Here is a 25,869-nt window from a genome sequence, read left to right as displayed (position 1 = left end):
CCGCCGCTCGCGGCGCGCAAAATGCCGTCCCGCTGCAGGCGATGCGCAGTATGCTGGTGTCCGAGGGCCTGGCCGCCGACGGCACCCCGCAGACGTTGAACCTCGCGCCGGCGACTCCGCAGCAGTGGCTGTCGGACGGACAGAACGTCTCGGTCGGCAACCTGCCGACCGACTTCGGCCCGCTCACGTACAGCATCGTTTCGCAGTTGTCACACGCAAACGTGACCGCGACGGTGACACCTCCGGCGGCGGCGGGCGGGTCGGTTCCGACCGACGGACGTGCTGCTGCACCTGCGTACGCCAGCCGGCTATCAGCTCTCCTCGGTCACGGTCAACGGCGCGACGCACAGTTTTGACGCCACCGCCCAAACCGTCGACCTCGGCGCGCTTTCGGCCACCGCCACCGTGGTGGCGCACTATGCGACCGGCTCGGCGGCCGGCGTCAACCAGGCCAGCCCGACCGTGCTGTCGGTGGCTCCCGGTGCCGTACGACCCGGGCAACCGCTCCCGGTGACCGGCACCGTGGAAGCCCTGGGCAGTGGCACCGTGACCGGCGCTGTCTCGATTTCCGCGCCCAAGGGCTGGACCGTACCGGCGGCGGGTTCGTTCTCGGTCGCCAGCTCCGGCGCGATCGGCTGGCAGAAGTTCAGCACTTCGGTGCAGCCGCCGGCAAACACGCCGGCCGGCTCGTACCAGCTGACGGTGACCACAACACCGGCCAACGGCACTCCCGCGTCCAGCAATGTGACCATTCAGGTCGCCACACCGTCCACATCGGACTATGCGAGCCTGGTGGAACTCGACCATCCGACCGCGTACTGGCGGCTGGATGACACCGGCTCGACGGCCGTGGATTCCTCGCCCTACCACACCAATGGGACGTACCAGGCGGGCTCGACCACCACCCAGTCCGGCCCGATCGTGGGGGACACCGCCGTCTGCTTCAACGGCGGATATGTGTCGGTGCCCCCACGCGCTGGCGGTCTCGCCGTCGGCGGCCACCTCGTGGGAGGCGTGGATCAAGGTCAATGCGACCCAACAGCAGGGAATAGTCGAGAAATACGACAGCCCGCACTACAACGGCTTTGGCGTACGGCTGGTCCCGGGTAACAAACTGCAGGCATTCATGCTGGACCGCAATGACACGTTGCCGCCGACCATCACCAGCACCAGGTCCGTCCAAAATGGACAGTGGTATCACGTGGCCGTCACGTACGACGGCACCACGATGACGCTCTACCTCAACGGCCAGCCGATCGGCTCGGTCGCCAGCCCGCCGGCGACTTTGGGCACTAACAGTCTTAAAATCGGCGCCCGGGGGGATGACGCCGGCGCCCGGCTGAACGGCTGCATGGCGCAAGTTGCCTTGTATGACCACGCTTTGACGCCGGCGACCGTACAGGCGCACTACCTGCGCGCGATCCTGCAACCCGGTGGCGGGGCCGAAGGTTCGCAGGGCCTGGTGCTGGGCAACCAGCAGCAGCATTTCTTCGGCACGGACGCCTCCGGCGCGGTCGGGCACTGGTTCTGGGAGCCGTCAACGAACCAGATCCTGCACGACGTGTGGACGACCGGCACCGCCGGTGAGCCAACCGTTGGGCTGGCTGACAACGGGCAACAGCAGTTGTGGGCTCGCGGCGCGAACGGCAGCGTCCAACACACGTACTGGACGCCGTCCGACAACACGATCCGGCAGGACAGTTGGGCACCGGCCGGCTCGGTCGCGGTCGCGGCCGACCCGGCCAGCGTGGTCGTCGGCAGCCAGTTGCACGTTTTCGGGATCGATCCGACCGGAACTTTGCAGCACTGGTGGAAAGACGAAAGTCAGACCGCAGTCACCCATGACACTTGGGCCGGCGACCCGAAACTGGCCGGCCGCCCGACCGTTTTGGTGGACGACAGCGGAACCGTCCACGTGTTCGCTCGTGGCACCGACGGAAGTCTCCAACATTTCTGGGAAACGCTGGCAAGCGGCACGGTCCAGCATGCGGCGTGGGCGCCGGCCGGTTCGATCGCGGCAGACCCGCAAGCCAAGGTCATCGGCTCCCAGGAACATGTCTTCGCGGTCGACGCGGCCGGCAGCCTGCAACACTGGTTCGTGGACAAGGGGCAAGCCACGCCGTCGCACGACACGTGGGCGGGCAATGCCGGGTTGACCGGCCGGCCGGCGATCATGGTCGATGACACCGGCGCCCAGCACGTCACGGTTCGTGGCAGCGATGGCAGCCTGCAACATTTCTGGTGGACGCCCAGCGACAACACGATCCAGCACAATGCCTGGGCGCCGGCCGGTTCGGCCACCACCGACCCGACCGCCATGTTTGTCAACCGTCAGCAGCACATCTGGGCGACCGACGCCAACGGTCATGTCCAACACTGGTTCTGGGACGAGAACAGCAACCAGCTCAACCATGACGACTGGACCGCGCGAGCGACCTCCCATACCAATGTGAAGAAGCGGAGCAGCTAAATGTGAATGGACGACTGGCCGAACGAATAGCCCCACGACCCGTACCTGAGAACGTACGTGTCACTGAACCAAAGTTTCTGGTCGAAGGTCGACCCGTCCAGGCAACTGCCCTTGAGCCACAAAAGGGCCGTCACCGTCGCTGTCGAGTGCCCGAAGACGCGGACTTTCTGGGTCCCGGGCATCTCGTCCTGTTGCTTGTACGCGCATGCCTGGGTTTTCGCGTCGTTCACTGTGTCCGCCTTGGTGAAGACCGAACCCCGGCCGGTGACGATGACGAAGTCGTCGGTAAGGATCCGAGACATCGTGGCCGCGTCGTTCCTCTTCACCGCGGCCTGGTATTTCACGTCCAGCGCGGCGACAATCTCGGCGGGACTTTTCTGGTGCTGGGGCGAAACATCGGCGTGTGCGGCGATCGCCGGGGTAGCGAGCAGGGTGGCGACCGCCACGCCGGCGGCGATCGCGTGCTTCCTGACCTTGGCCATGATTCCTCCTGTTTTCGCGACGGACTCGCAGCACTGAGGCTGCCCGCCCGTGCGTCGGAGGTCTTGAAGATGTTGCGCCGCTGTCACTTCGCCGGCGTAGCGTTCCCAGCGTGCATCAGGCCAAGGACGCCGTCATCGCCAGCGACCCCGACTTCAGCGTCGAGAAGTTCAGCTGTCTGGATGACCACACCGGCTGGTTCGAGGGATATCAGCACGCGTACCAGATCGTGTTGGTACGTAAGGGAATATTCCGGGTACGCAGCTGTGGTGCGATTTTCGAGGTGGACAGGACGACCTGCTACCTCGGGGTTCCGGGCGAGCCGCGGCAGTACGCGCATCCGGTTTCCGGCGAGCTCTCCACGGTGATCACAGTGAGCCCGCGACTGTGGCGTTCGATGGCCGGCGACACGCCGATCAGCCGCTACCGGGTTTACGCAGACGCGCGGATCGAGCTCACCCACCGGGCCATTCTGGCCGCCCGGCCGGATCCCGGTTATGCCCTCACCGAACGACTGCTCGGCCTGCTGGGCGGTGTCGTCTCTGGCGCGTCGACCCGCGCGCTGCCCGTTCACGTCCGGCCGACGCCGACTGACCGGGCGCTCGCGGAGAACGCGCGAGCGGCGATCATGGCCGACCACCCGGCGGCGAGCCGGCTCAGCTCGCTCGCCGCACTGCTGGACTGTTCCCCGTACCGGCTCAGTCGCGCCTTTTCCCGAGAGCTGGGAGTTTCCCTGACTCACTACCGAAACCGAGTGCGCATAACGCGCGCGTTGGATCGGCTGGAGGCGGGTGAACCGAGCCTCGCCGCCTTGGCGGCCGATCTGGGTTTCGCCGACCAGGCGCACCTCACTCGGACCGTACGAGACCACCTCGACCACACCCCGAGCACGCTGCGGCGGCTGCTCGCCGCCCATGGTCTGTCAGCCGCTGAGAGTGGCTGACAGGCTGGGGGAGGCGTTCCCGGCGAGTCCGCGCCGGGAACGCCCGGCTCTCAGGTCCAGTTCTGGTTTCGCATCTTTTACCCCCAGTCAAAGCCAAACATGGTCCAGTCCCAGGCCAACAGCCAGCCACGGTTACGCATCTCGTGCTCCTCCCCAACGAGGTTTCATGGTCACCAGGCGAGACGTGCGCGAAACTCGAAAGTCACACCGGCCGTTAGCGCGGTACGCCGGCGGTGGCCAGCATGGCGAACAAATAGGGCATCGCGCCGAGGCGATAGAGCACCAGCGTGGCGGCCACCATCGCGATCGGCAGGGCCACCAGCCATTTTTCGCGCAGGCCTCCGGTCGGCATCGGGCTGCCGCTGAACCGGTGTTTGCTGAGTGGGTAGAAGAGCGGCACGCCCTCCTTGGTCATCACGTCTCCGGCGATGTGCGCCGCGACGCCGAGCGCATAGCTCGCGCCCACCCACGCCCAGTGGACTCCGGCGATCGTGGCCAGCACGGCGGCGCCCGCACAGAAAAGAAAAGTGCCGATGTTCGCCAGGGTGCCGCCGTGAGTCCAGCCGAGACCGCGCAGCCCCAGCCCGATCGCGAGGACGACCGCGATCGTTGGCAGGTAAGGGATCCAGTGTCCGCCGACGACCGTCGCCTGGGCGAGTGCGCCGGTGATGGGGACGGCCCAGATCGCGTGGGTGCCCTTTCGGTGCCCGCCGGACACCCAAGCGATGCCGCGGGCGAGCTGCCGGGTGGGCCAGCCGAACGTACGAGCGACAGTCGCTGAGGGGTGATCGCAGTCGGGCAGCAGCGCGGCTCCGGCGGTGACCACCGCGCCGGCCAGCAGCTCCGGCACCCCGATCGGCGTGACCTGAGCCAGCAACGGCGCCGCGGCGAGCCAGACGGCGGCGCCACTGAGCGCGTGGGTGTGACCCATCATCGCGGCATCGCCGCCGGGGTCGTACGGGGCATCGGGCGTCCTTCTGGCTCGGGTTGGTGCGGCCCCTGTTTTTATCAATGTCCGTACGAATATTCCGGCAAGCCACACCGCACGAAGGCGATGTGTCGTGGCTCTCTGTCCGATTTATGATACTTTCTCCGCCATGGCTGGTCAGCGTGTCGATCGGATTGCCGAGGTCCTGCTGATCACCGTCGGCAGCGTCGTCCTCGCGGTGGCGTGGGTCGCCGTTCCGGACGCGTCGGTGACTTTGGCCGTCCTGGTTGGCTGGAACGTGATCGCGTTCGGCTATATCGCGGTGCAATGGCTGCGTATCCACCGCAGCAGGCGGACGTCCAAGGAGGTCGACACCGGCGTACCGGACTGGGTCGGCGGCAAACTCGGCCGTACGATCGGCCTCGCTGGCACCTTGGTCACCAGCGTCGCCGGCGTCACCGGAGGCCTCCTGGTGGTCGCCGCGGACGCGGCCGCCCAGGACGGTGACCTCGACTCGACATTGTTGTTCTTCCTCAAGCTTTGCGGCGCACTAGCGGTAATCGCGGCCTGGATCCTTCTGCATTTGGGCTACGCCGGCTGGTATGCCTACTTGTTCTATCGATCCGAAGCTGCCGGGGGCCTGGAATTTCCGGCCACGAACCGACCGAACCACCTCGACTTCGCCTACTTCTCCTTCACCCCCGGAACATCGTTCGCAGTGTCCGACGTGCAGATCCAGGCCCGGCCGCTGCGCTATGCGGCGCTGACCCATGGCGTTCTCTCTTTCTTCTACAACGCGGCCCTTGTCGGCATAGCCGTCAACGCTCTCGCCGGAAAATAGCCCTCGGTCAAGGCGGAGTCGCCAGAAAGCCCGAATGGGTGGGGCTGCCATGGCGGAACTGGGCGCGACCGTCGCCGGTCAAAAGAATTCAACCGGCGACGGGACGCACGTCAGGACAGCGTGAAAACGCCGAGTCGCTGGGTGGCCCGGGTCAGGGCGACGTAAAGGTCGCTCAGCCCGCGCGGCGACTCGGCGACGATGCCGTCCGGGTCGACGGTCACCACCGTGTCGAATTCGAGACCTTTTGCTTGCGGTACGGTCAAAAGGACGACTCGGCGTTCGAGGTCCGGGGCCGCCCCGATGGCCAGCTCCGGGATCGCCGCGGCCAGGGCCGGAGTCAGCTGGGCGACCAGGCCCGCTGGAGCGATGACACCCAGACGGCCATCGCCGACCTCTTTTGCTTCCTGCGCCACGATTTCGGCGAGCCGGCCCGGGGAACCGGTCTCGTCCCACGGCTCGACGCCGGTGCTGCGTACCGCTTTGGGCGCCTGAAAGGCCGGGTCGATGTCGGCTAGGACGAGCGCGGCCCGCGCCATGATCTCGGCCGGCGTACGGTAGCTGACGGTCAGCTCGGTCAGCCGCCAGCGATCGGCCACGTACGGCGAAAAGATCTCCGCCCACGAACCGCGGCCGGCCAGCGAGCCGGTCTGCGCGAGATCGCCGGCGACGGTCATGGAGCGGCTCGGGCAGCGTCGCATCAACAGCCGCCACGCCATCGGCGACAACTCCTGCGCCTCGTCCACGATCACGTGGCCGAACACCCAGTTGCGGTCGGCGGCCGCGTGCGCGGCGGCGGTTTTTGCCGTACGTCCTCGGCATACCGAGCAGCCACCGCCTCGGCGTCCATAAGATCGGAGATGACCGCGATCCCGGCCTCCGAGAAGCCCTCCAGCTCGAAGGACTGCGATCCAGCCGCCAGATCGAGTACGCCCTGCGCGTACTCCAGCCGGGCCTGCCGCTCCCGCTCGGCGCGGGCCCGCTCGGCGGTGTCGTCCACGCCCAGCAGCTCGGCGGCCTCGTCGAGCAGCGGCACGTCCGACGGGCTCCACCCACCGTCCGCTGTACGCAGCAGCAAGGCCCGCTCGGCGGCGCTGAACTGCGGCGCGGCCGATTCCAGAGCGTCCGCGGAGGCGTAGAAATCAGCCAGAAACCGCTCCGGCTCCAGCGGCGGCCAGAGGTCGTCGATGACCGCCTGCACGGCCGGCTCGGTCGACAGATCCGCCCGGATGTCCGCCAGGTCGTCGGTGTCCAGCACGTTCGGCGTACCCGGCGCGTCGTTGCCGCCCAGCGGATCGTCCCAGTACGGGTCGGTCCCAATCCGCTCGGCGACCTGTGCGACCAGGGTGGCCAGCACCCCCGCGGCGAAGATCGGCCGGGCCAGGTTGTGCGGCAGGCGGGAAGCGCGAGCCTGCTCCCGCGCCACCGAGCACGCCTGTTTGTCCAGCGAGAGGGTGTGCCGGCCGACGTCGATCAGGATCGGTTCTTCAGGCACCTGCTGGCGGTCGCTCACGGCTGCGGCCAGGATCTCGACCAGCTGCGTACGCCCCTTCAGCTCAGCGGCGGCGGCGGCCGACTCCGGGCGCCGCGCGGTGACCCCGGGGTAGAGGTCGCCGAGAGTGGCCAGCAGCACGCCGGTCTCGGCCAGCGACGGCGGCAACACCTGCGAGATATAGCGCAGGAAGGTGTCGTTCGGGGGCCGACGATCAGCACGCCTCGCCCGCTCAGCTGCCGGTGGTACGTGTAGAGCAGGTAAGCGGCGCGGTGCAAGGCGACGGCCGTCTTGCCGGTGCCCGGCCCGCCCTGCACCACCAGCACCCCGGCGAGGTCGGAACGGATCGCCTCGTCGTCCTGCTCGGCCTGGTGGTCTCGACGATGTCCTGCATCCGGCCGGTACGGTTCGCCGTCAGCGCAGCGAGCAGCACCGCCTCGCCGGTCAGTGTCTGGGTTTCGGTATCAGCGGACGGATCCGCGACCAGCAGCTCGTCGTCCAGCCCGGTGACCGTCCGCTGGCTGGTGCGGATGTGCCGGCGGCGGGCGACCCCCGTCCGGGGTAGCGGCGGTGGCCACGTAGAACGGCCGGGCCGCCGGCGCCCGCCAGTCCAGCAGCAACGGCTCGAAGTCGCCGTCGTCGTCGAAGAGACCGATGCGGCCGATGTGCTGGTGACCGCCGTCCTGCAGGTCCAGCCGGCCGAAACACAGCCCCTGCTCCACCGCGTCGTACCGTGCGACCCGCTCGGTGTGCAGCGAGGTGAGCGAGTCCCGTTGCGTCCGGTCCTGCGGCGTGCCGCCGGTCGCGCGCAGCTCACTGGCGAGCCGTTCGGCTGCCTGCTCGCGCAGGTTGTCGAGGCGTCCGTAGAGCATGCTCACGTACTGCTGCTCATTTTCAAGGTCGTCGGTAGTTGACAAACTTGACACCCATGCCTCCTGCGAGTTACCGTATGAATCATCGGGGCTAGCTCCTGCTTGCCTGTTTGATGGCAGTCAGACGGTCGAGCATACCACGACAAGCCACCGCCGCGAATGTAACGAAAAGGACAGAACCGTTACGTTCGCGGCATGAAGATCCTGTTGCGATCGGCGATCGCGGTTGTCATCGGGCTGTTGCTGGGGATCGCGACGTCCCTCCTGCAGACCGTGCTGCCGGCCGCGGTCAGCCCGCTGGCGAACTCCGGCGCGCCCTGGGCGCTCGCCGGGATCCTGGTTGCCTACCTGTTTCGCCGTACGGGCTGGGAGGCGGTCGCCTTGGGCGTGTTTGTCCTGGCCGGCGAGGTGGCCGGCTATTACCTGACGACCGTGTTGCGCGGGTTCGATGTCTCCTTTGCGGCTATCGGGTTCTGGCTGGTGGCGGCGGTGGTGTTCGGCGCGATCGGTGGCCTCGCCGCCGGATTGCTTCGCGGTGAGTCGCCGTGGTGGCGATTGGCCGGCCTCGCCGTACCAGCCGGCATCCTGCTTGGCGAAGGCGCACACCTCGCGTTTTTCGTCGGCCAGCCCGAACTGTTCTGGTACGGGATCGGCTCGATGGTGTTGGGAGCCGCGTGTGGAGTGGTCGGCGCGATAAGGATGGGTCGTACGGCGGCTCAGTGGCTCGCCGGCTGTGTCGGGTTTGTCGTCGTGGGGCTGGTGATCACCGCCGTGTACGGGGCGACCGCCCTGGTTGTTTGACGCCGATGCCCTACGAGAGACCAAAAAGGTGCCAGCCGGCCAGGATGAGGTAAGTGGCGGCGAAAAACGCGAACACCAGGTTGAGCGCGACATGGGCGAGCCCGAACAGTCGGCCGGTCGGCCAGTGCCCCCCCGATCCCATCCACGGGTCGACCAGCAACCTGATCAGCCAGTAAAGGCCGATGAACACCGCGAGCGCGGTGGCCGAGCGGTCGCCGCGCAGCAGGTCGCTGTGCAACACGACGGTGAGCACGCTGAACGCGAGGTACGTGAAAACCACGTACCCGCCGTAAATCCACATGAGTTTGCCGTTGATCGGGGAAAGTTTGGGCAACTCGGTACGCCAGTTCAGTACCCGAGGCACGCTGACGCTGACGATCAGCAGGCCGATCTGGCCGGCGGTGGCGAGCCAGAGGGCGATGTCGAAGATCAGGTTCATGATCCGCTCCAGAAAAGTGGGGTGACGAGGGCTTCGCGAAAGGGCGTGTGGAACAGCAGCGGCAGCGGCGCGAGGATCGCCAGCCAGGTCCACAGCCGGGCCAGCGCGACCGGCCAGCGGTGGATCCGCAGCCGGGACTCGGCCGTGGTGAGGACCGCGTGCAAACCGAAGTACGCGAGCGGTCCGCCGTACCAGGCGTTGACCGGCACGCTGATCGCGAGTTCGTGCAGGACACCGGAAAGCAGGAACGCGGCTGGGTACGGCGACGCGGCCCAGCCAGCGGCGCAGCGGTGGGAGAAACACAGCATCCTGGTGAGTTCGACGTACGCCAGATTCCAGCGGCGGGACCAGAACTCAGCCAGTGACCGGCTCCGTAGCGGGTCGCGGAACAGTCGCCGGACCGGATAACCGGCTCGTCGCAGGCCGCCGCTCAGCAGGTCGGCGAACCCCAGATGGACGGCGGTGAGGAAGACCGCGCGACACCCAGCCAGCCGACGGCGTACCGGCCCAGGTGCGGGGCCGCCCAGCGAAGGGCGACCGTGCCGGCGACGCCGAGGCCCAGCCCGATCAGTCCGCGCCCCAGCCACGGCCAGCCGCGGTGCGGCGATCGGCGCAGGAACGGGCGGGTGTCCATGCCCGGCCACAGCAGATACACGCACAGCGAGCCGCCGGTGGGGCGCGGACCGCGCCACAGGACCGCAATCTTGCAGGCCACGTACAGCGTCAAGATGATGACGATCAGGCGTACGGCACTAGTAGTAGTCACCTAGCTAGTAAACACTAGAGAGGTTCTGACTGGTGTAATAGTGGCGGGCGGCATAGAGTGAGCCGGGTGCCTGACCTGACCATCGACGAACTGGCGCACCAGACCGGTACGAAAACGTCGACCCTGCGGCTCTACCAGTCGAAAGGCCTGCTCGATCCGCCCGAGGTGCGGGGCCGGGTCGGCTACTACTCAAGCGCTCATGTCGAGCGGTTGCAGGCCATTGGATCGTTGCAGCGGCGGGGATACTCGCTGGCCGCGATCAAGGAGCTCTTCGACGGCCACCGGCGCGGTGCCCATCTGGACGAGCTCCTCGGCATCGCCCAGGGGCGGCCGGCGGCCGAGCTCGATCCAGCTCGGTTCCTGGCGCTGTTCCCGGACGGAGAAATTGACCCGGCGGTGATTACCCGGGCCGTGGACCTCGGTCTTATGGAGGTAGCGCCGGACGGTTCAAGCGTACGAGCCCCGAGCCCGACCTTCCTCGAGGAGGTCGGACTCACGCTCGCCGAACACGGCGTCCCGCCAGCGGTGGCGCTGGACGAATTCGAAGCGCTCACGGCCGACGTGTCCCGGATCGCCGATCGGTATGTCGCCCTGTTCGCGCGGTATGTGGCCGGAGATCGGCCAGCCGAGCTGACCGCCGCGGTGACCCGCTTCCGGGCGCTGGCCGGTGACGCCGTACGCGAGGCCCTAGAACGCGCCCTGGACCAGGCGGCCGCCCGGTGGGCTGGCGAGTGACCGAAGGTGACCGGTCCTGGTCACAGTTGTGATGGCAAATCCCGCCTTGGGCGCCAATAGGCTGCAATCGGCCGTGTTGTGGCACCTGGACGGGAGGCGCTCATGGGCGAGTTGGGGCGGCATCGGAAGACCTCTGGTGGGATGTCGAGGCGCAATATCCTGCGGGCCGGTTCGATCGCGGGGCTGTCCGCCGCGGCTGTGCCGGTGCTCGGCGGAACGGCGTTCGCGCAACCTGGTCGCGGACAGAATCGGCTGTCGACGTCGAGCCGATTCGCCCGCCGGCTACCCCGCTGGCCGTTCGGTCGCCGTACCTGAGCACCTGGCTCGCTTCGGACTCGCTGCCCGGCACCTGGCCGTCCTTCTGGACCGGCCGGACCACCGCGATGACCGGCATCGTCCGGATCGACGGCGTGCCCTACGTCTTTATGGGCGCGCCCGCGGTGGACGCCGCGCCGGTGTCGCAAGGCATGTCACAGATCTCACTCGTCACCACCGCGACCCGGTCCACCTTCACTCTGACCGGTGGCGGAGTCGAGCTGGTCGTCACGTTCCTGTCGCCGATCGAGCCGGGCGACCTGCGGCGACAGTCCGCCCCGCTGTCGTACCTGTCGATGCGGGCGTCCAGCGCGGACGGCAAGGCGCACGCGGTGAGCGTTTACATCGATGTCTCGGCGGAGTGGGCGCACGGCGACAGCGGGACCAAGGTCGGCTGGGCGTCGGCGAGCACCTCCGGCGTACGGTCGTTGACCGTCACGCCCTCGGGCTCCGTCAGTGCTGGCCGAGAACGGTGACATGGCGTCCTGGGGGACCGTCGTCTGGAGTACGCCCGAGCGCAGCGGCCTGACCTGGCAAATTGGTGAGGACCAAGTGGTGCGGGCGGCCGCGGTGCAGGCCGGGAAGCTGGCCGGCACTACCGACCCGAACCAGCCGCGCGCGATTGGCGACCACTGGCCGGTGCTCGGGCTCAACCTCGACTTCGGCCGGGTAAGCGCCGCCACCGACCCGTTCGTGGTGTCCATCGGGCACGTACGCCAGCCGGCGATGCGCTATCTCGGCGCGCCGCTGCAGCCGCTGTGGACCTCGTACTGGCCTTCCTGGCAGGACATGGTGGCCGCGTTCCACACCGACTTCGTCGCCGCCAGCGGCCGAGCGTCCACATTGGACAACAAGGTGACCGCGGACGCGCGGGCGGTGGGCGGGGACAAGTACGCGGCGCTGTGCGCGTTGGCGGTTCGGCAGGCGTACGGCGGCACCGAGTTGGGTCGTACGCGATGGGAAGCCGTGGGCCTTCCTGAAGGAGATCTCCAGCGACGGCAACGTGTCCACTGTGGACGTCACGTACCCCGGCATGCCGATTTTCCTTTATCTGGACCCGCAACGCCTCGGCCTGCTGCTCGCGCCGCTGCTGGACTACGCGGAGAACGGCGGCTGGCCGAAGGACTACGCCGAGCACGATCTCGGCTCGCACTATCCCGACGCGGCCGGCCACAACGACGGGCAGGAGGAGGACATGCCGGTCGAGGAGTCGGCGAACATGTTGATCATGACCGCCGGCTACCTCGCCCGACTCACTGCCGCGGACGCGAAGACGTTCGCTGCCGCGCACTATCCCATTCTCAAGCGCTGGGCCGATTACCTGGTCGGCAACGCGCTGGATCCCGGCCTACAGAACCAAACCGACGACTTCACCGGCTGGATCGCGCACAGCGTGAACCTGGCACTGAAGGGCATTGTCGGCGTTGGTGCGATGAGCCGGATCATCAGCACCGCAGCTCAGAACGCGGCCGATGCGACGCACTATCTCAGCACCGCCCGTGACTACATCGGACAATGGGCGACGATGGGGCAGGACGGCGCGCATTTGCGGCTCGCGTACGACCAGCCGAACACCTGGAGCCAGAAATACAACGGCTATCCAGACCAACTGCTGGGCCTCGGGTTGATCTCCTCCACGGTCGCCGATCACGAGGCCGCCTGGTATTTGGCGCACCGCAACCAATACGGCGTGCCGCTGGATCTACGGCATTCGTACACCAAAACCGACTGGGAGTTGTGGACCGCCGCCTGGCAGCACCGCAACGCCGCTATCCGGGACGCGCTGATCACGGACGTTTACAACTTCGCCAACACCACCCCGAACAGAGTGCCCTTCACCGACTGGTACGACACGCTTTCCGGTCGCCAGCAAGGATTCCAGGCCCGGCCAGTGATTGGCGGTGTCTTCGCATTGCTGACCTTGCCGCGCTGAGTCGCTGATCAATTATGGGGAAATGAGTTGCTCGGCGGCCGAGCAGCGTCACATCGCCTGTCCGATCACTCTGGTGGGCCACCGCGGGCGATGAGCTGCGCGGCGATGACGTTGCGCTGGATTTCGTTGGTGCCTTCGCCGACGATCATCAGCGGCGCGTCGCGCAGCAGGTAGCGCTCGACGTCGAACTCGGTGGAATAGCCGTAGCCGCCATGGATGCGTACGGCGTTGAGCGCGATCGACATGGCGGTTTCGGACGCGAACAGTTTGGCCATGCCGGCCTCCAGGTCGCAGCGTTGCCCGGAGTCGTACCGTTCGGCGGCCATCAGGACGAGCTGGCGGGCGGCGGTGAGGCTGGTGGCCATGTCGGCGAGGTAGTTGCCGATGGACTGGTGGCGCCAGATCGGTTTGCCGAAAGTCTCCCTTTCCTGCGCGTACCGCAGCGCGTCGTCGAGCGCCGCGTGCCCGACGCCCAGGGCGCGGGAAGCCACCTGGATGCGGCCGATTTCCAGGCCTTTCATCATTTGCGCGAAACCCTCGCCCTCGCCCTCGCCCAGCAGGCTGTCCAGCGGCGTCCGGAAGTCGGTGAAGGCGAGTTCACAGCTCTCCACGCCTTTGTAGCCCAGCTTGGGAAGATCGCGGGAAACAGTGAGCCCCGGGCCGTGTTCGACCAGCAGGATGCTGATCCCGCGGTGTGCTGGTTCCGCCGCCGGGTCTGTTTTCACCAGCAGCGCGACAAGACCGGAGCGCCGGGCGTTGGTGATCCACGTTTTGGCGCCATTGATGACATAACTGCCGGTCTCCTTGCGGGCCACCGTGGTCAGTGCCTGCAGGTCGGAGCCGCCGCCCGGCTCGGTCAGTGCCATGGTGGCTCGTACCTGCCCGGTCGCCATCCGCGGCAGCCATCGTTGCTTCTGTTCCTCCGTACCGAAAGTGAGAATCAACTTGGCGACCACGGTGTGCCCGCCCATGGCACCGGCGAGGCTCATCCAGCCGCGAGCGAGTTGTTCGGTGACTCGTACGTAACACGGCGTGGAGACAGCGGCCTCGCCGTACGGACCCGGGATCGCGAGCCCGAAAATGCCCAACGACTTCATTTGTTCGATGAGTTTTTCCGGGTATTCGTTGGCGTGCTCGAGCTCGCGGGCGACCGGGCGCACCTCCCGGTCGACGAAATCGCGGACGACGTCGACAATCTGTTGCTCTTCCGGGCTCAGCGTGCTCACGAGCTGTCCTCCAGCGGGCTGGTCGCGCAACCATCTGTACGGCCGATTCTGTGCCCGCGGGTCAGGCGGGTCAATGGCGCGAGCGCTCAGCTGGCTGTGGACTGAGTCACCCGTCGGCTGTACGAGCGAACTGCAAGTCGGATTCCCGCCAGCTTTGTCCACTGTGGACGGCGATGCTGGGGTCATGAGAACGAAAACTGATCTGTCCGTACTGGAAAGCATGTACGCGGCGGAAGGGGAGTACTTGGCGGCTGGCGGTCCGGGCAAGGCGAGTTTTGCCCCGCTCGCGCCGTACTTCGCGCCCGATGTGGTGTTGCACCAAGCGGCGGCGCTTCCGTACGGCGGCACGTGGCGTGGTCACGATGGAATGGAGCGGTTCTTCGTCGCGATGAGCCAGGCGTGGGAGGCGTTCGAGATGGTGGAGCAGGCGTATCTGGCCACCGCGGATCCCCTTGTGGTGCTGACCCAGGTCCAGGCCCGGGCGCGTGCCACCGGGCGGGAGTTGGAATTTCCGATCTTGCAGACGATCACGGTCCGGGATGAGCGCATCGCCGGAGTTCGGCCGTTCTACTGGGACACGGCCGCGATCGCCGCCGCCTGCTCGGCTGGCGCCTGAAAGGGGCGCGGTGGATTCACCATCGCGCAGCTCCGCTGGCAAGCCGGCCGAGGTTCTCGTACGGTGGCGGGAAACTCCAGGAGGTCCGAACCATGCCCGTGCTTACCGGGATCCACCACGTCAAATATCCGGTCAGCGACCTGGCCATCAGTCGTGAATGGTACGAGCGGGTGCTCGGCTACCGGGTGGCGTTCGACTTTCCGGATGAGCACGGGGTGGTCAAAGGCGTCGGTGGGTTCGTTGAAGGGCTCGCGGTGCCGATTTCCCTGCAGGAGAACCCGGCCGCGGCGGCGGGGGGGCGGCGGCCGGCTTCGACCCGGTGTGCTTCTCGATCGCCGATCGGGCCGCGGCTGACGAGTGGGCGGCCAGGTTGACTGAGCTTGGCGTCGAGCACTCCGGGGTGATCGACGGGACGAGAGGTTGGCGGGTGATTTTCCGGGACCCGGACGGCACCGAGATCCGGCTTTACAGCACCAGCGATCAGGACGCGCAGGACCACACGGACAAGCCTGGCTACGCTCGCATGGTCTGATCGTCCGCCCATTTTGCCAGCGCGACCCGCGAAGACAGGCCGAGGCGTGCATAGCAGCTGCGGAGGTGCGCTTCGACAGTGCGTTCGCTGAGAAAAAGCCGGGCCGCGATGTCCGCATTGGACAGTCCCTCGCTCACCAGCTCGACCACCTGGTGTTCGCGTTTGGTGAGCGGCCCAGATTTGCGGCCCGCCGACAGCGCGACGCCGGACGACCGAGCCAGTCGCCGGGCTCGGTCCGCCCAGCCGGTCATCTCGGCTTTTTCGAAGATGGCCAGGCAGGTGGACACGTGGTCAGGCTCGGCGTCGCCGTCCTGCTCGAGGAACTCCAGCCGAGTCTGGGCTGCCAGTACGGCCATGCCCATGCTTTCCAGCTGGGTGGCGGCCGACTCGAGCAGTCGTCCGGAGCCGAGTGTCAGTCCTTCGACCCGGTCGGCGAGGGCGATCGAAAATGGTGCCGTACGGCCGATATCCCGTAGCTGCGAGATCACTTCGCTGGCCTGCTCGCGATTGCCGGCAAGGATCGCGGCTCTTCCCTGGAACAGCAACATCAAGCAGGATGCGATGGGTTCGTACGCCACGACCGCCGCGACTGGGGAAGTCGTCCGCCGTACGCTCGCGCCGTTCACCGCGATCGCGAGGTTCGCCAATTCGGTGAGCGCCCGCAGTCCGACATCGTCCGTGAAATCCCCGGAAGTCGCGCCGGCCGCCTCGGCCGTGCACCTGGTGGCTTCCCGCAGCCTGCTCCGCTCGGCCAGCAGGAAAGCCTTACATAGCAACAAACGGGCCAGTGACCGGGGCGCACCGGCCGGCCGGGCGATGCCGAGCCCGGTCTCGACCGCGGCCAGCGCGGCCGCCAGGTCGCCGGTCAGGTAGCGCACGATGCCGATCGAATGGTCGGAACCGCAGACGCCCCAACAACATCCCGTATTCGGAGACGTATCGGCGATGCAGGAGGGCCGTACTCATGGCGGTCTCGGTGTCGCCAGCGAGTGCGCAGAGTCCGATGAGTTCACGCAGGGCCCGGTTGTGCATGATGTCCGCGCCTGGCCCACCGGGTTGATGGGCGTCCACCGCACGCTGCGCCTGCTCCCTCGCGGCGGCGAAATCGCCCTTGAGCAGCAAGGCGATCTCGTGGCCAGGTGGCGTGCGGTCGGTGCGGTCGGGTCGCGTTCGGCGGCGGCGATCAGCTGGCCGGAAAGCCTTCGCATGCCGGCGGTGTCGCCGAGCCGCATGGTGAAGGTCAGGTGGGCCAACAGGTCGGCGATCGACCCGCCAGGCTGCGTGACGGCGGGCAGAAACTGGCCCGCCGCCGCAAGGTTTCCGCGCTCCGACTCCAAAACCACCCGTACCACCCGCAGCCACGTCAACCGGTGGTCCGGGGCGCCTCGCTCGATCAACGCGATGCTTTCCAGGCTGGCCGCGATGGTGTCGTCGACCCGGCCCAGCCCGAGGTTCGCCCAGCACAGCCCGTACAACTGCTCGGCCGCCAGGTCGTCGCGGCCGAGCTCACGCGCCTCGGCGACGGCGATCGTCAGATAGCGGATCGCCTCTTCGAAGGCCTGCACGTGAATGGCTCGCCAGCCGGCCGCGGCGAGCACCTCGGTGGCCCGGTCGGACGCGATCAGGTCAGGTCACCCGCGCCCAGGTAATGCGGCGCCAGCGCGAGCACATCGTCGGGCCGTACGGCGTCCAGGGCCGCGGCCAGAGCCGCGTGCATGGCGCGCCGCTCCCGTACGGTCAGTTCCGCGTAGGCCACCTCGGCGTAGAGCGGATGAGCCGCCCGATAGGACTGCGCGTCCTGCACCACCAAGCCATCGGTCAGTAGGTTTCCCAGTGTTGCCTGGAAATTTCCGGTCGATGCCCAGGCCTTCTCGATCACCCCAGCGGTGCCGTCGTCACCGGCGACCGCGATGACCTCCAGCAGTCGACGCTCAGGTGCCCGCAATCGACGCAACCGATCGAGCACCACGTCTCGTACGATGACAGGCAGCTGACCGGATTCCAGCGCCGCGTCACCGCCGGTTTTCACCAGTGCGGCAACGAAAAGCGGCACTCCCTTGGCGCGTTCGGTGACCGCTTGGAGCAGCTCGGCGGGCGGAGTGGCGCCGAGCAGGTCGGTGGTCAGTTCGGCGGCGACCGCGGCGTCGGCCAATGGCGCCAACGCGAGCTCGTGGCCGTTGTCGCGTACGCCGGTGGCCAGCTCCCGAAGCCCGTCGCTCATCTCGTCGCCGCGATAGCTGCCCAGCACCAGCAGCCGCAGGCCGGCCGTCTTGCGCCCGAGGTAGTGCAGCAACTCCACCGAGCCGCGGTCGGCCCAGTGCAGGTCGTCAACGAAAAGCACGGTTGGCCGCCGATCGGCGATCCGCTCGACCAGCTGGGCAACCGCTTCGAACATCCGCGCCCTGGCCATCTCCGGGTCGGTGGCCGGCTCCGGGACGGTGAGCGCGGGATGGACGAGCAGCCGCCCGAGGTCATCGAGTCCGGCCAGCAACTGCGCGGCCTCGGCGCGCGCCATCGCGCCGAGCCGCGGGCGTACCGCCTCGACGATCGGTGCGTACGCGAGCCCTGCCCGCAGCGGATGCGCCCGGGCCTGGAGCACCGCGAACCCGCGCTTCGCGGCGACCGCGAGCGCGTCGGCGGCCAGCCGGGACTTGCCGATGCCCGCTTCGCCGCGCAGCAGCACGGTCCGCCCGCTACTGGCCTGGGCCGCGTCGAGAGATTCCAACAGTGCCGCCCGCTCCGCGTGGCGCCCCACCAAGCGGCGCTCACCTGGCTCGCCGCGGCTGATCGTCACCGCCTCACTGTAACCACCTTGTGAGGACTGCTTATGGAACTGTCCAATCGTACGATGGGATCATGACGCAGGTCGTGGTGCTTAAAAGTGTTTTGCGGTCCAGACGGCGGTGGTGGCAACAAGTTGGGCGTTGTCCAGGACGGCGCATCGGTTCCTGGGCAGCACGATCGGCAGGCGATGGCTAAGGAACTCGGCTACAGCGAGACAGTTTTCGTGGATGATGCCGAAAAAGGTGCGGTAGACATCTACACGCCGAGCGTCCGGCTGCCATTCGCCGGGCACCCACTGGTGGGTGCGGCGTGGTTGCTCGCCCGCGCAGGAGTCGCCCCGGCGGCGCTGTATCCGCCGGCCGGTCCGGTGCCGACTTGGGTGGAAGGTGACTTCACCTGGATTCGCGGGCACGTTGACTGGGCCGCTGGACGGCATCCGGAGCAGTACGACTCGGGGGCCGCTGTCGAGGCGCTGCCGGCGCCGCCGGAGTGCACCGGATGGTTGTACGCGTGGGCTTGGCGGGATGAGGCGGCCGGTACGGTCCGGACCCGGGCGTTCCCGCGCCGCGGCGACGGCATCGTCGAGGACGAGGCCACCGGAGCGGCCGCGGTGGTCCTCACCCATCACCTTGGGCGCGCGTTGGACGTGTGGCAAGGTGTCGGATCGCAGATCCTGACCCAGGCCCAGCCGGACGGCTGGGTAGCCGTCGGCGGCCGAGTCTCGTACGCCTGAACCTGGACCCCACCGAATACCTGCTACGGCGCGAAACTGTCGTACCCCCCTGTCTAAATTAGCCCCCCCCCAGATCGGGTGGGGGGTGGGTTTGAGGACGCGCGTAGACGAAAACTTTGTGACTCCTGAGGTTTCTGGGACTTTAGGGGCTGGAGTGGCCCGTACCCGGCGGCAGCTTCCCGATTGATGGGCCTGCGATCCCACCAGATGGGACGCGGGTGTTGCTGTTGTGAATCTTGAGCAGTTTCACCAGCGGAATTGTGGCCGTCCGTGTCTGTCCACTGTGGACTGCCGGCTGTCGACACCCACACTTCACCGAAGTCACCCTGCGTACGATCGCCACCCCGCAGATCACCGACCGGGTCGAGAAAGAAAAACCGGTCGAGGCCACCAAAACGTGGCCCCGACCGGGTGGTTTTAGTGCGGGAGCTTGCCGAACCCGTGTTCCTTGATGCGCGCCACGTTGCCGCGCGCCGCGTACCAGCCGACGATCAGCGCCACCACGATCAGTGGGATGCAGTAGATGACGATCTTGCCGGTGGACCCGTTGAACCACGTCATCGCGAGGACGAGCGCGAGGAACGCGAGGGTGATGTAGTTCGTGTAGGGCGCGCCGGGCAGCCGGAATTCCTGTCGTACGATCCGGCCATCGGCCACCGCCCGCTGCATCGCCAAGTGCGAGATCATGATCATCGACCACATGCCGATGGTGCCCACCGCGGAGAGCTCGGTGACGATTTCGAAGGCGTCGTGCGGAAGAAAAAAACGCGTTGAGGGCGACGCCGATCAGGTAGATCGAAGCGGTCAGCAGGATGCCCGCGTACGGCACGCCGGACTTGCTCATCCGGGACAGCATGCGCGGCGCGGAGCCGTTGAACGCGAGCGAACGCAGCACCCGGCCGGTGGTGTAGAGGCCGGAGTTCACGCTGGACAGCGCGGCGGTGAGCACCACCAGGTTCATCACCGCCGCGGCGCCGGGCACGCCGATCTTGGACAGCAGCGTGACGAACGGGCTCTGCCCGGACTGGTACACGAAGGACGGCAGCAGCATCACCAGCAGCAGCACCGAACCGACGTAGAAGACCGCGATCCGCCAACCGACCGAGTTGACGGCCTTCGGGATGACCTTGCGCGGGTTGTCGGTCTCGCCGGCCGCGACGCCGACCATTTCCACGCCGGCGTACGCGAAGACCACGCCCTGCAGAATCATCAGGACGGCGAGGAATCCGGCCGGGAAGAAGCCGCCGTTCTGGAAAATCAGCTGCGGGCCGGTGGTGTAGCCGTCCACGTGCGTACGGCTGACCAGCGTCACGATGGCGATGATCATGAAGATCACCAGCGCCGCGACCTTGATCGCGGCGAACCAGAACTCCAACTCGCCGAAGACCTTGACCGAGACCAGGTTGACCGCGAGCACCACGCCCAGCGCGATCAGCGCCGGAATCCACTGTGGAACGTCGGGCGCGAAGAACCTCACGTAGACGGCTGCCGCCGTCACGTCGCCCATGCCGCTACAGGCCCAGTTCAGGAAATACATCCAGCCGGCGAAGTAGGCCGATTTCTCGCCGATGAATTCCCGGGAGTACGAGACGAAGGAGCCCGACGTGGGCCGGTGCATCACCATCTCGCCCATGGCCCGGACGACCAGGAACGCGATCGCACCGGCAACCGCGTACACGATCATCAGGGCGGGGCCGGCGCTGTGCAGTCGACCGCCGGCGCCGAGAAAGAGCCCGCTGCCGATCGCGCCGCCGATGGCGATCATCTGGACCTGGCGGTTGCCGAGGCCTTTCTTGTATCCCTCATCCTCGAAGACCGCGAGGTCCGTCCTGGACTGGAATTCTTCTTCCCCCGTGGTTTCTGCGCGCTGCGTCATTGGGCCGTGGGTTCCTTACTCGATGGTGTGCTGGTTCCCGACATGGGAGACATTCTGCGATCCCAGCGCTACCCCAGCCACGCGGGGGGTTCCCCAAAACCAGTTCTCCGCGTGAAACTGGCCGGTTCCGGCCAGTGTGTGTACGTTCAGGTTTCCGGTCAGTTCAATGGCTCGATCTCAGTGTCCGCGAACGAGTGCCAACGGCCAGCCGGGCTATCTGACAACGGTGATGACCAGAATTTCGTTGGCCCGCGTCATTTCGCCGGCAGAACAACCGATGGCGCAGGTTTCAGATCGAAGCGGAGCCGTCGGCGGTTGAGCGCGAAAGTCCGTACGCGGCCAGGAACAGCGCGACCGCGAAACAGAGCGGGCCGACAGTCTCCGGGACCTCGTGGTGCAGCGCACCGACCACGGTGTCACCGAGCTGGATCGCGAAGCCGATCCACAGCACGAGACTGAGCGGATACCAGGCGCGACGCAGCAGCGGCCAGGTCATCGCGAGGCACAGCGCCACGTTCCGGACCGTGTCGTAGTCGCCCAGTGTCGTACGAGCCGCTGTCAGCAATCCGCCGATGACCAGGAACATGGTGGTCACAACGGTGGCGACGGTGACCACCGAGACGAACAACCGGACCATTAAAGAGGGAGCCATATCATTCGGTCGCCGAATCATATGGTGAGGCTAGCATAGCGTACGTGACCACACCAGACTCGGTCGGCGCCAGCCTGACTTCCTGTTCGGCAAGCTGGGCGTGATCGCCACCGCGGGCTTCGCCGCGGAACTCGCCGCCGTCGGCATCAAACCGCGGCATTGCGCGGTGCTGGAGCTGGCCCGCGGGCAGGCGCTGTCGCAGCTGGACATCGCCCACCGGGTGGGGGTGACGCCGAGCGTCGTGGTGGACATGCTCGACGAGTTGGAAGACCTTGGCGCGGTACGCCGAGTGGCCGACCCGGGGGACCGGCGGCGGCGGGTGGTGGAGCTGACCACCAAGGGTCGGTCCCTGCACCGGCATGCCGTACGAGCCGCGGCGAAGGCCGATCGCGGCCTACTGTCCGGATTGGACGATCGCGCGCAGGCGGCCGTACGGGCTTCGATGGCCCGGCTTGGCGCCGCGCACGGGTTGGACTTTTCCTGACTGGCCGCCGAAATCGCACATCGATTCCGGCGGCCAGCTGACGTGCTGGTTGGTCAGGATTTCACGTAGTAGCTATGTGGCGTGTATTCGGGCTTGGTCGCCGGTCTTGGCTAGCACCGGTCCGGCCGCCGCCGGCGAGCAGGCCGAGTCGGAGAACAGGTCGATCTCCGACCCGGTTTTGTTGAGAACTCGTACCACACTGTCGGCGCCGCTGCCGGTCACCTGATGGCAGCCCACGGTCGGGTTGACGTCAGAGAATCCGCCGCTGTTGTTGATGAAAATGACGGCGCCGGTCGCGGCGGACGCCGGCGCCGCGGCGATGGCCAGGGTGCCGACCGCGATCGCGCCAGCCAGCGCGAGCCGGCTTGTTATCGTACGAAACAAGGGAAATCCTTTCGATCGAAATGCGATAGAGGGCCCTTTCGGTAACTGGAAACAGGATCCGGCCACAGGGGGAGATTCAGCGTAGATTTGGCTCGGGCCAGTCGGAAGTGACATTCCTCATCACCTTTGTCCGGCAGCGGCCGCCAGCTGAGCCAAGTTCACCGCGCTACGGTCACCGTCCAAGACAACTTGTCCGCTGTCGGCGCTGCTGATCCTGGGTGGTCGCCGAAGTGGGCCCGAGTCGGCCACTCGTTCGCTATGCTAATAGGTCATCTGAGTACAAAAGTGCATAAGATCCCAGGCAGGAGATCGACGCGATGTGTTCGCTGGGACGCTGGCGGTGACCGCCGAGTTATCGAGGTCGCGGTTGGCCTGTGACCGGTCGGAGCTGGTGGCGCGGCTGTTGGACGACCCGGGCCAGCAGGTGGTGGCGGTGACAGCTGCCGCCGGGTTCGGCAAGTCGGGCCTGCTCGCGACGATGCTCAGCGTCCCTTTCTGGTTTGCGTCGTACGAATACCGGCCGGTGGCCGAGACCGTTCGTCCGGCGTTGGTTCGCGGCCTGTTCGACGCCGTCGGCCGGCTGCTGCCGGCGGACTGGGAGCGTACGAGCGCGTCGGAAGTCGCCGGTGCCTTGTGCGGCGCGAGCGGGCCGGCGTTGCTGGTGGTCGACGACGCCCATCACCTGTCACCCGACGCGACGGCGTTTCTGCGCGCGATCGGGGAGCACCTGCCGCCTGACTGGCGCCTGGTGGTCGCGTCCCGCCGGGACCTTCAGCTGGGCAGCTGTCACCGCGTCACAGCCGTGGACCTTGCCTTTACCGAGGCCGAAACCGCCGCGGTGCTGGAGTGGATACTCGGTGCTGCCGGGAAGTCGCTGATCGCCGACCTCCACCTTCTCACCGCGGGCTGGCCGGCGATGACAGCCGCCGCCGGAGAATGGGTGCTCGCGCACCGCGAGGCCGATCCGATGGAAGCGCAACAATCGCTGGTGGACCAGGTCAAGGCCGAGGTCGTGGATGCTCTGGACGGTCCAGACCGGCGGATGCTCGCCGAGGTGGCGCGGTTGCCGCGGCTCACGCCGACCCTCTGTGCGGCGATCGGGCTGCCGGAGCTGGCCAGCCGACTGCGCCCGCTGGCCGACCTGGGCGTCCTGCGTCGAGGTCCGGACGGCCTCTTCGTACACCGTCTGGTGGTGCGGGGCACTGTCGCCGCGGCCGCACCCGGCACTGCACCGGCGCGCCGCCGACTACTTTTTCGACCACCACGACTACAAGTCGGCGATCGAGTGCGTCGCGGCGCTCGACGATCCGGATGCGACCGCCGCTTTCTTCACCGAACATCCGCCGAAGCCGGTGATCAGCGGCCCGGTCGCGGACGCGATCGCGGCCGCTTTGGACGGTTTGCCTCCGCGCGTACGTACGCCCGAGATTGAACGCATCGAGGGGCGAACGCGGTTCGCGCAGGGGGACTGGCCAGGCGCGCTGCGATACATGTACCGGGCCGTCGAGCGGGAGGGCCGCCTGCATCCCCGGATGGCCTGGCGGATCGCCGCTATCCACCGTTTTTTCTCGGCGAGCACAACAAAGCGCTGGAGGTGTGCCAGCGCACGGACCTCTCCGACGCGGAAACCGTGGACGCGGCGGCGGTGTGGGCCTGGACCGCGCTCGCGCACGTCGTACGGGAAGAGCCGGTCGAGGCGAGAGAGGCAGCGACCCGGGCGCTGGAGCTGGCCCGGGAGTGCGGCGACCCGGGCGCGCTCGCGTCCGCGCACAGTGCGATCGGGATGCTCAACGACGTCGACTGCGATCAGCATCATGAAGCCGCGGTGGAGGCCGCCCACTGCTGGGGTGACCTCGTGCATGTCGTGTTCGTACAGGCGAATCACGCCCGCAGTCTCATCGTGCGAGGTCAGTACGCGGCTGGCCTCGCCCGACTGGACGACCTGGTCAGTCTCACGTCCCGGGCCGGGACGGTGAATGGCGCGCTGACCGCGTCGCTTTATCACCGGGGGTTCGCCAAACTCGGTCTCGGTCAGCTCGATGGCGCGGCCGAGGATTTCCGCGCCTCGCTGCACAGCTATCAGCGCAGCGGCAGCCGGGCGACGGCCCGACCGCTGCTGGGCATCGCCGAGGTGCACCGCGAGCGCGGCGACCTCGAGCTCGCCGCGGCCGCGTACCGAGAGACGGCCCAGATCGCCGCCGACTCCGGTGACCGCGAGACCTCCGCGCTGGCGCTGTGCGGGCTCGCGAGGGTACGGGCCACGGCCGAACCAGATATCGCCGCTGACCTGGTCACCCAGGCCCTCGCCGAATCCGAGGGGCCGATCCGGCTGCGTGCCCAGCTGGCCGCCGGTTGGGTCGCGTTGGTGGGAAGGGACGCCCACCGGCTGGCCGTCGCGGTGACCGCCGCCGCGGCGGCGGTCGGAATGGGTGTCGACCGTGGCGGACTGGCTGAGGTGTTGGAGCTTCGGGCCGCCGCGGCCGTCGACGCGGACGAGCGCGTACGCCTGCTCGGCCAGGCGGCGAACTGTTGGGCCGCCGCCGGTCACCGCATCGGTGCCGCCCGGGTAGCGCTGGCGCTGGCCAGGGCGACCGGCGCCGCGCCGCCGGTGCTGGCCGCGGCGACCGCCGCTTTACGTGGCTATGGCGTGAAAGAGACGGCAGACGCCGGTGGCCTGTTGGCATTCGTGCCGGCACCGCCGGCCGGGCCGTTTGCATATTCGTACGCTCGGTGGCTTCCAGGTGCTGCGCGCCGGCGAGCCTGTGCCGGCTGACGCCTGGCAGTCCAGGAAGGCCCGCGACCTGGTGAAAATCCTGCTCGCCCGGCGCGGGGCGCCGGCCGCAAGGGAGACGCTGATCGACCAGCTCTGGCCGGACGAACCACCAGCGAAATGTGCGAACCGGCTGTCCGTGGCACTTTCCACCGTACGCGCGGTTTTCGACCCGGAGCGGCACTTTCCGCCCGGCCATTTCGTGGCTGCCGACAAGTTCTCTTTCGTGCTGAGAAATATCACCCTCGACTTTGAGGTTTTCCTCGCCGCCGCACGGGACGCGCAGGCCGCGTACCACCGCAACGACCCGGACGCCGTCCGCATGCTGGTGCTGGCCGAGACTCTTTACACCGGCGATTTCTTGGCGGAGGACCGCTACGAGGACTGGGCGGTGGCGGTTCGCGAGCAGCTGAAGGCGAAATACCTCTCGCTGGTCCGGGTCCTGGCCCGCGCCGCTGTTCACACCGGCGACTATGACTCCGCTGAAACGTACGCATTGCGGGCGCTTGAACGCGACGCCTTCGACGAGCAGGCACACCTCACCCTGGTACGTGCTCTCAGCGCCGCCGGCCGGCACGGTCAAGCCCGCCAGCGCTATCGGGCGTACGTCACGAAAATGTGCGAGATCGACGTCGTGCCAGCCGCCTTCGACCACCGCACGCTATGAATTCGTCCAAGACCGCGTGAAGGGGCCAAGCTCGAGCAGGCGCTGGCCGGGGATCTCGCTCCGACGGCCGGTTGGCGGCCCAGTTTGGCCAGAGAGCTGACCACTTTGTCGGGCCCCGCGCTTTAGGATTGCC

At 67.4% G+C, this 25,869-nt stretch carries 35 protein-coding genes and 1 pseudogene; 19 read left to right on the top strand and 17 right to left on the bottom strand.

All coding sequences use genetic code 11. The features are described 5' to 3' along the window. The first annotated feature begins 50 nt into the window (after positions 1-50). The 3 genes from GNX96_RS23735 to GNX96_RS23725 are packed head-to-tail and all read left to right on the top strand — an operon-like array spanning position 51 to position 2,470. On the top strand, positions 51-356 hold the full coding sequence (locus GNX96_RS23735) for a hypothetical protein (protein WP_163569771.1): 306 nt from the start codon (positions 51-53) through the stop codon (positions 354-356). Next, positions 280-1,110: an NEW3 domain-containing protein gene (locus GNX96_RS23730; protein ID WP_163569770.1), complete on the top strand. Its 831-nt coding sequence runs from the start codon at positions 280-282 to the stop codon at positions 1,108-1,110. Before GNX96_RS23735 ends, GNX96_RS23730 begins: the two co-directional genes overlap by 77 nt. Next, positions 1,019-2,470 (top strand): LamG-like jellyroll fold domain-containing protein, encoded by a 1,452-nt coding sequence (locus tag GNX96_RS23725; RefSeq protein WP_279581288.1) that lies wholly within the window; start codon positions 1,019-1,021, stop codon positions 2,468-2,470. The genes GNX96_RS23730 and GNX96_RS23725 overlap by 92 nt, the downstream gene beginning before the upstream one ends. Here the strand turns inward: GNX96_RS23725 and GNX96_RS23720 are convergent. Next, complete coding sequence (locus GNX96_RS23720) at positions 2,467-2,952, bottom strand: nuclear transport factor 2 family protein (RefSeq protein WP_163569768.1); 486 nt, start codon at positions 2,950-2,952, stop codon at positions 2,467-2,469. The two genes, GNX96_RS23725 and GNX96_RS23720, sit on opposite strands and share 4 nt — an antisense overlap. A gap of 110 nt (positions 2,953-3,062) precedes the next feature. Here GNX96_RS23720 and GNX96_RS23715 point away from each other — a divergent pair, with 110 nt between their 5' ends. Further along, positions 3,063-3,893, top strand: a complete 831-nt coding sequence (locus GNX96_RS23715) for a helix-turn-helix domain-containing protein (RefSeq protein WP_279581272.1) — start codon at positions 3,063-3,065, stop codon at positions 3,891-3,893. Between the two features lie 214 nt (positions 3,894-4,107). Here the strand turns inward: GNX96_RS23715 and GNX96_RS23710 are convergent, their stop codons facing one another. Then, the gene (locus GNX96_RS23710) at positions 4,108-4,827 is read right to left on the bottom strand and encodes a metal-dependent hydrolase (RefSeq protein WP_163569767.1); all 720 of its coding nucleotides are present in this window, start codon (positions 4,825-4,827) and stop codon (positions 4,108-4,110) included. Positions 4,828-4,990: 163 nt separating this feature from the next. Here GNX96_RS23710 and GNX96_RS23705 point away from each other — a divergent pair, with 163 nt between their 5' ends. After that, entirely contained in the window at positions 4,991-5,662 is a 672-nt protein-coding gene (locus GNX96_RS23705; RefSeq protein WP_163569766.1) for a DUF1345 domain-containing protein, read from the top strand. A gap of 110 nt (positions 5,663-5,772) precedes the next feature. Here the strand turns inward: GNX96_RS23705 and GNX96_RS61410 are convergent, their stop codons facing one another. The 5 genes from GNX96_RS61410 to GNX96_RS61395 are packed head-to-tail and all read right to left on the bottom strand — an operon-like array spanning position 5,773 to position 8,077. Continuing rightward, complete coding sequence (locus tag GNX96_RS61410; RefSeq protein WP_313885764.1) at positions 5,773-6,423, bottom strand: ATP-binding domain-containing protein; 651 nt, start codon at positions 6,421-6,423, stop codon at positions 5,773-5,775. Then, a complete protein-coding gene (locus tag GNX96_RS61405) occupies positions 6,408-7,322 on the bottom strand; it encodes a helicase domain-containing protein (protein WP_313885763.1) in 915 nt (304 codons plus the stop codon). Before GNX96_RS61405 ends, GNX96_RS61410 begins: the two co-directional genes overlap by 16 nt. Next, positions 7,211-7,468 (bottom strand): hypothetical protein, encoded by a 258-nt coding sequence (locus GNX96_RS64660; RefSeq protein ID WP_390624123.1) that lies wholly within the window; start codon positions 7,466-7,468, stop codon positions 7,211-7,213. The genes GNX96_RS61405 and GNX96_RS64660 overlap by 112 nt, the downstream gene beginning before the upstream one ends. After that, positions 7,384-7,584 (bottom strand): hypothetical protein, encoded by a 201-nt coding sequence (locus GNX96_RS61400; protein ID WP_313885762.1) that lies wholly within the window; start codon positions 7,582-7,584, stop codon positions 7,384-7,386. The genes GNX96_RS64660 and GNX96_RS61400 overlap by 85 nt, the downstream gene beginning before the upstream one ends. A gap of 31 nt (positions 7,585-7,615) precedes the next feature. Continuing rightward, complete coding sequence (locus tag GNX96_RS61395) at positions 7,616-8,077, bottom strand: hypothetical protein (protein WP_313885761.1); 462 nt, start codon at positions 8,075-8,077, stop codon at positions 7,616-7,618. A gap of 141 nt (positions 8,078-8,218) precedes the next feature. Between GNX96_RS61395 and GNX96_RS23695 the strand changes: the two genes are divergently transcribed. Beyond that, positions 8,219-8,824 carry a DUF6518 family protein gene (locus GNX96_RS23695; RefSeq protein WP_163569765.1) on the top strand — a complete coding sequence of 202 codons (606 nt, stop codon included), beginning with the start codon at positions 8,219-8,221 and terminating at the stop codon, positions 8,822-8,824. Positions 8,825-8,834: 10 nt separating this feature from the next. On the opposite strand, the gene GNX96_RS23690 is transcribed toward GNX96_RS23695, so the two are convergent. The 3 genes from GNX96_RS23690 to GNX96_RS54590 all read right to left on the bottom strand — a co-directional run bounded on the left by GNX96_RS23690 (position 8,835) and on the right by GNX96_RS54590 (position 10,029). Further along, positions 8,835-9,263 (bottom strand): hypothetical protein, encoded by a 429-nt coding sequence (locus GNX96_RS23690; protein ID WP_163569764.1) that lies wholly within the window; start codon positions 9,261-9,263, stop codon positions 8,835-8,837. Beyond that, complete coding sequence (locus GNX96_RS54595; RefSeq protein ID WP_390624122.1) at positions 9,260-9,571, bottom strand: hypothetical protein; 312 nt, start codon at positions 9,569-9,571, stop codon at positions 9,260-9,262. The genes GNX96_RS23690 and GNX96_RS54595 overlap by 4 nt, the downstream gene beginning before the upstream one ends. A gap of 122 nt (positions 9,572-9,693) precedes the next feature. Next, the gene (locus tag GNX96_RS54590) at positions 9,694-10,029 is read right to left on the bottom strand and encodes a hypothetical protein (RefSeq protein ID WP_279581292.1); all 336 of its coding nucleotides are present in this window, start codon (positions 10,027-10,029) and stop codon (positions 9,694-9,696) included. 66 nt (positions 10,030-10,095) lie between these two features. Between GNX96_RS54590 and GNX96_RS23680 the strand changes: the two genes are divergently transcribed. The 5 genes and pseudogenes from GNX96_RS23680 to GNX96_RS54570 all read left to right on the top strand — a co-directional run bounded on the left by GNX96_RS23680 (position 10,096) and on the right by GNX96_RS54570 (position 13,012). Then, positions 10,096-10,764 carry a MerR family transcriptional regulator gene (locus GNX96_RS23680; protein ID WP_163569762.1) on the top strand — a complete coding sequence of 223 codons (669 nt, stop codon included), beginning with the start codon at positions 10,096-10,098 and terminating at the stop codon, positions 10,762-10,764. Positions 10,765-10,866: 102 nt separating this feature from the next. Continuing rightward, positions 10,867-11,079: a hypothetical protein gene (locus tag GNX96_RS54585; protein ID WP_279581271.1), complete on the top strand. Its 213-nt coding sequence runs from the start codon at positions 10,867-10,869 to the stop codon at positions 11,077-11,079. Further along, on the top strand, positions 11,034-11,555 hold the full coding sequence (locus tag GNX96_RS54580; protein WP_313885766.1) for a DUF5127 domain-containing protein: 522 nt from the start codon (positions 11,034-11,036) through the stop codon (positions 11,553-11,555). Before GNX96_RS54585 ends, GNX96_RS54580 begins: the two co-directional genes overlap by 46 nt. A 1-nt stretch (position 11,556) precedes the next feature. Continuing rightward, a pseudogene (locus GNX96_RS64655) lies at positions 11,557-11,886 on the top strand (DUF5127 domain-containing protein); the annotation flags it as partial. A gap of 169 nt (positions 11,887-12,055) precedes the next feature. Next, a complete protein-coding gene (locus tag GNX96_RS54570; RefSeq protein ID WP_390624125.1) occupies positions 12,056-13,012 on the top strand; it encodes a glutaminase domain-containing protein in 957 nt (318 codons plus the stop codon). A 65-nt stretch (positions 13,013-13,077) separates the two neighbouring features. On the opposite strand, the gene GNX96_RS23670 is transcribed toward GNX96_RS54570, so the two are convergent. Beyond that, on the bottom strand, positions 13,078-14,238 hold the full coding sequence (locus GNX96_RS23670; RefSeq protein ID WP_163569761.1) for an acyl-CoA dehydrogenase family protein: 1,161 nt from the start codon (positions 14,236-14,238) through the stop codon (positions 13,078-13,080). 184 nt (positions 14,239-14,422) lie between these two features. Here GNX96_RS23670 and GNX96_RS23665 point away from each other — a divergent pair, with 184 nt between their 5' ends. The 3 genes from GNX96_RS23665 to GNX96_RS54560 all read left to right on the top strand — a co-directional run bounded on the left by GNX96_RS23665 (position 14,423) and on the right by GNX96_RS54560 (position 15,386). Beyond that, positions 14,423-14,854: a nuclear transport factor 2 family protein gene (locus GNX96_RS23665; protein ID WP_279581268.1), complete on the top strand. Its 432-nt coding sequence runs from the start codon at positions 14,423-14,425 to the stop codon at positions 14,852-14,854. Positions 14,855-14,946: 92 nt separating this feature from the next. Beyond that, on the top strand, positions 14,947-15,228 hold the full coding sequence (locus tag GNX96_RS54565) for a VOC family protein (RefSeq protein ID WP_279581267.1): 282 nt from the start codon (positions 14,947-14,949) through the stop codon (positions 15,226-15,228). Next, the gene (locus GNX96_RS54560) at positions 15,225-15,386 is read left to right on the top strand and encodes a hypothetical protein (protein ID WP_279581266.1); all 162 of its coding nucleotides are present in this window, start codon (positions 15,225-15,227) and stop codon (positions 15,384-15,386) included. Before GNX96_RS54565 ends, GNX96_RS54560 begins: the two co-directional genes overlap by 4 nt. Here GNX96_RS54560 and GNX96_RS23655 read toward each other — a convergent pair. The 3 genes from GNX96_RS23655 to GNX96_RS23645 all read right to left on the bottom strand — a co-directional run bounded on the left by GNX96_RS23655 (position 15,368) and on the right by GNX96_RS23645 (position 18,180). After that, positions 15,368-16,264 (bottom strand): helix-turn-helix transcriptional regulator, encoded by an 897-nt coding sequence (locus GNX96_RS23655; protein ID WP_163569760.1) that lies wholly within the window; start codon positions 16,262-16,264, stop codon positions 15,368-15,370. The two genes, GNX96_RS54560 and GNX96_RS23655, sit on opposite strands and share 19 nt — an antisense overlap. An 84-nt stretch (positions 16,265-16,348) precedes the next feature. Then, positions 16,349-16,984 (bottom strand): hypothetical protein, encoded by a 636-nt coding sequence (locus GNX96_RS23650; RefSeq protein ID WP_163569759.1) that lies wholly within the window; start codon positions 16,982-16,984, stop codon positions 16,349-16,351. A 23-nt stretch (positions 16,985-17,007) separates the two neighbouring features. Then, complete coding sequence (locus GNX96_RS23645; RefSeq protein ID WP_163569758.1) at positions 17,008-18,180, bottom strand: ATP-binding protein; 1,173 nt, start codon at positions 18,178-18,180, stop codon at positions 17,008-17,010. 87 nt (positions 18,181-18,267) lie between these two features. Here GNX96_RS23645 and GNX96_RS23640 point away from each other — a divergent pair, with 87 nt between their 5' ends. Next, positions 18,268-18,903 (top strand): PhzF family phenazine biosynthesis protein, encoded by a 636-nt coding sequence (locus GNX96_RS23640; protein ID WP_163569757.1) that lies wholly within the window; start codon positions 18,268-18,270, stop codon positions 18,901-18,903. 142 nt (positions 18,904-19,045) lie between these two features. Here GNX96_RS23640 and GNX96_RS67335 read toward each other — a convergent pair whose 3' ends face one another. Then, the gene (locus GNX96_RS67335; RefSeq protein ID WP_452124488.1) at positions 19,046-20,779 is read right to left on the bottom strand and encodes an amino acid permease; all 1,734 of its coding nucleotides are present in this window, start codon (positions 20,777-20,779) and stop codon (positions 19,046-19,048) included. A 289-nt stretch (positions 20,780-21,068) separates the two neighbouring features. Further along, positions 21,069-21,416: a hypothetical protein gene (locus GNX96_RS23630; RefSeq protein ID WP_279581265.1), complete on the bottom strand. Its 348-nt coding sequence runs from the start codon at positions 21,414-21,416 to the stop codon at positions 21,069-21,071. 115 nt (positions 21,417-21,531) lie between these two features. On the opposite strand from GNX96_RS23630, the gene GNX96_RS23625 reads away from it, so the two are divergent. Continuing rightward, positions 21,532-21,915 (top strand): MarR family winged helix-turn-helix transcriptional regulator, encoded by a 384-nt coding sequence (locus GNX96_RS23625; RefSeq protein ID WP_163569755.1) that lies wholly within the window; start codon positions 21,532-21,534, stop codon positions 21,913-21,915. A gap of 72 nt (positions 21,916-21,987) precedes the next feature. On the opposite strand, the gene GNX96_RS23620 is transcribed toward GNX96_RS23625, so the two are convergent. Further along, positions 21,988-22,299 (bottom strand): hypothetical protein, encoded by a 312-nt coding sequence (locus GNX96_RS23620; RefSeq protein ID WP_163569754.1) that lies wholly within the window; start codon positions 22,297-22,299, stop codon positions 21,988-21,990. A gap of 340 nt (positions 22,300-22,639) precedes the next feature. Here GNX96_RS23620 and GNX96_RS23615 point away from each other — a divergent pair, with 340 nt between their 5' ends. The 3 genes from GNX96_RS23615 (at position 22,640) to GNX96_RS23605 (ending at position 25,736) form a co-directional block, all read left to right on the top strand. Further along, positions 22,640-23,731, top strand: a complete 1,092-nt coding sequence (locus tag GNX96_RS23615; RefSeq protein ID WP_279581264.1) for a hypothetical protein — start codon at positions 22,640-22,642, stop codon at positions 23,729-23,731. 162 nt (positions 23,732-23,893) lie between these two features. Continuing rightward, positions 23,894-25,072: a hypothetical protein gene (locus GNX96_RS23610; protein ID WP_163569752.1), complete on the top strand. Its 1,179-nt coding sequence runs from the start codon at positions 23,894-23,896 to the stop codon at positions 25,070-25,072. Next, the gene (locus tag GNX96_RS23605; protein ID WP_279581263.1) at positions 25,062-25,736 is read left to right on the top strand and encodes an AfsR/SARP family transcriptional regulator; all 675 of its coding nucleotides are present in this window, start codon (positions 25,062-25,064) and stop codon (positions 25,734-25,736) included. Before GNX96_RS23610 ends, GNX96_RS23605 begins: the two co-directional genes overlap by 11 nt. Positions 25,737-25,869 lie beyond the last annotated feature (133 nt).

The organism is Fodinicola feengrottensis, assembly GCF_010993775.1.
Classification (GTDB): Bacteria; Actinomycetota; Actinomycetes; order Mycobacteriales; family HKI-0501; genus Fodinicola; species Fodinicola feengrottensis.
This window is presented reverse-complemented; position numbering and strand designations above follow the sequence as displayed.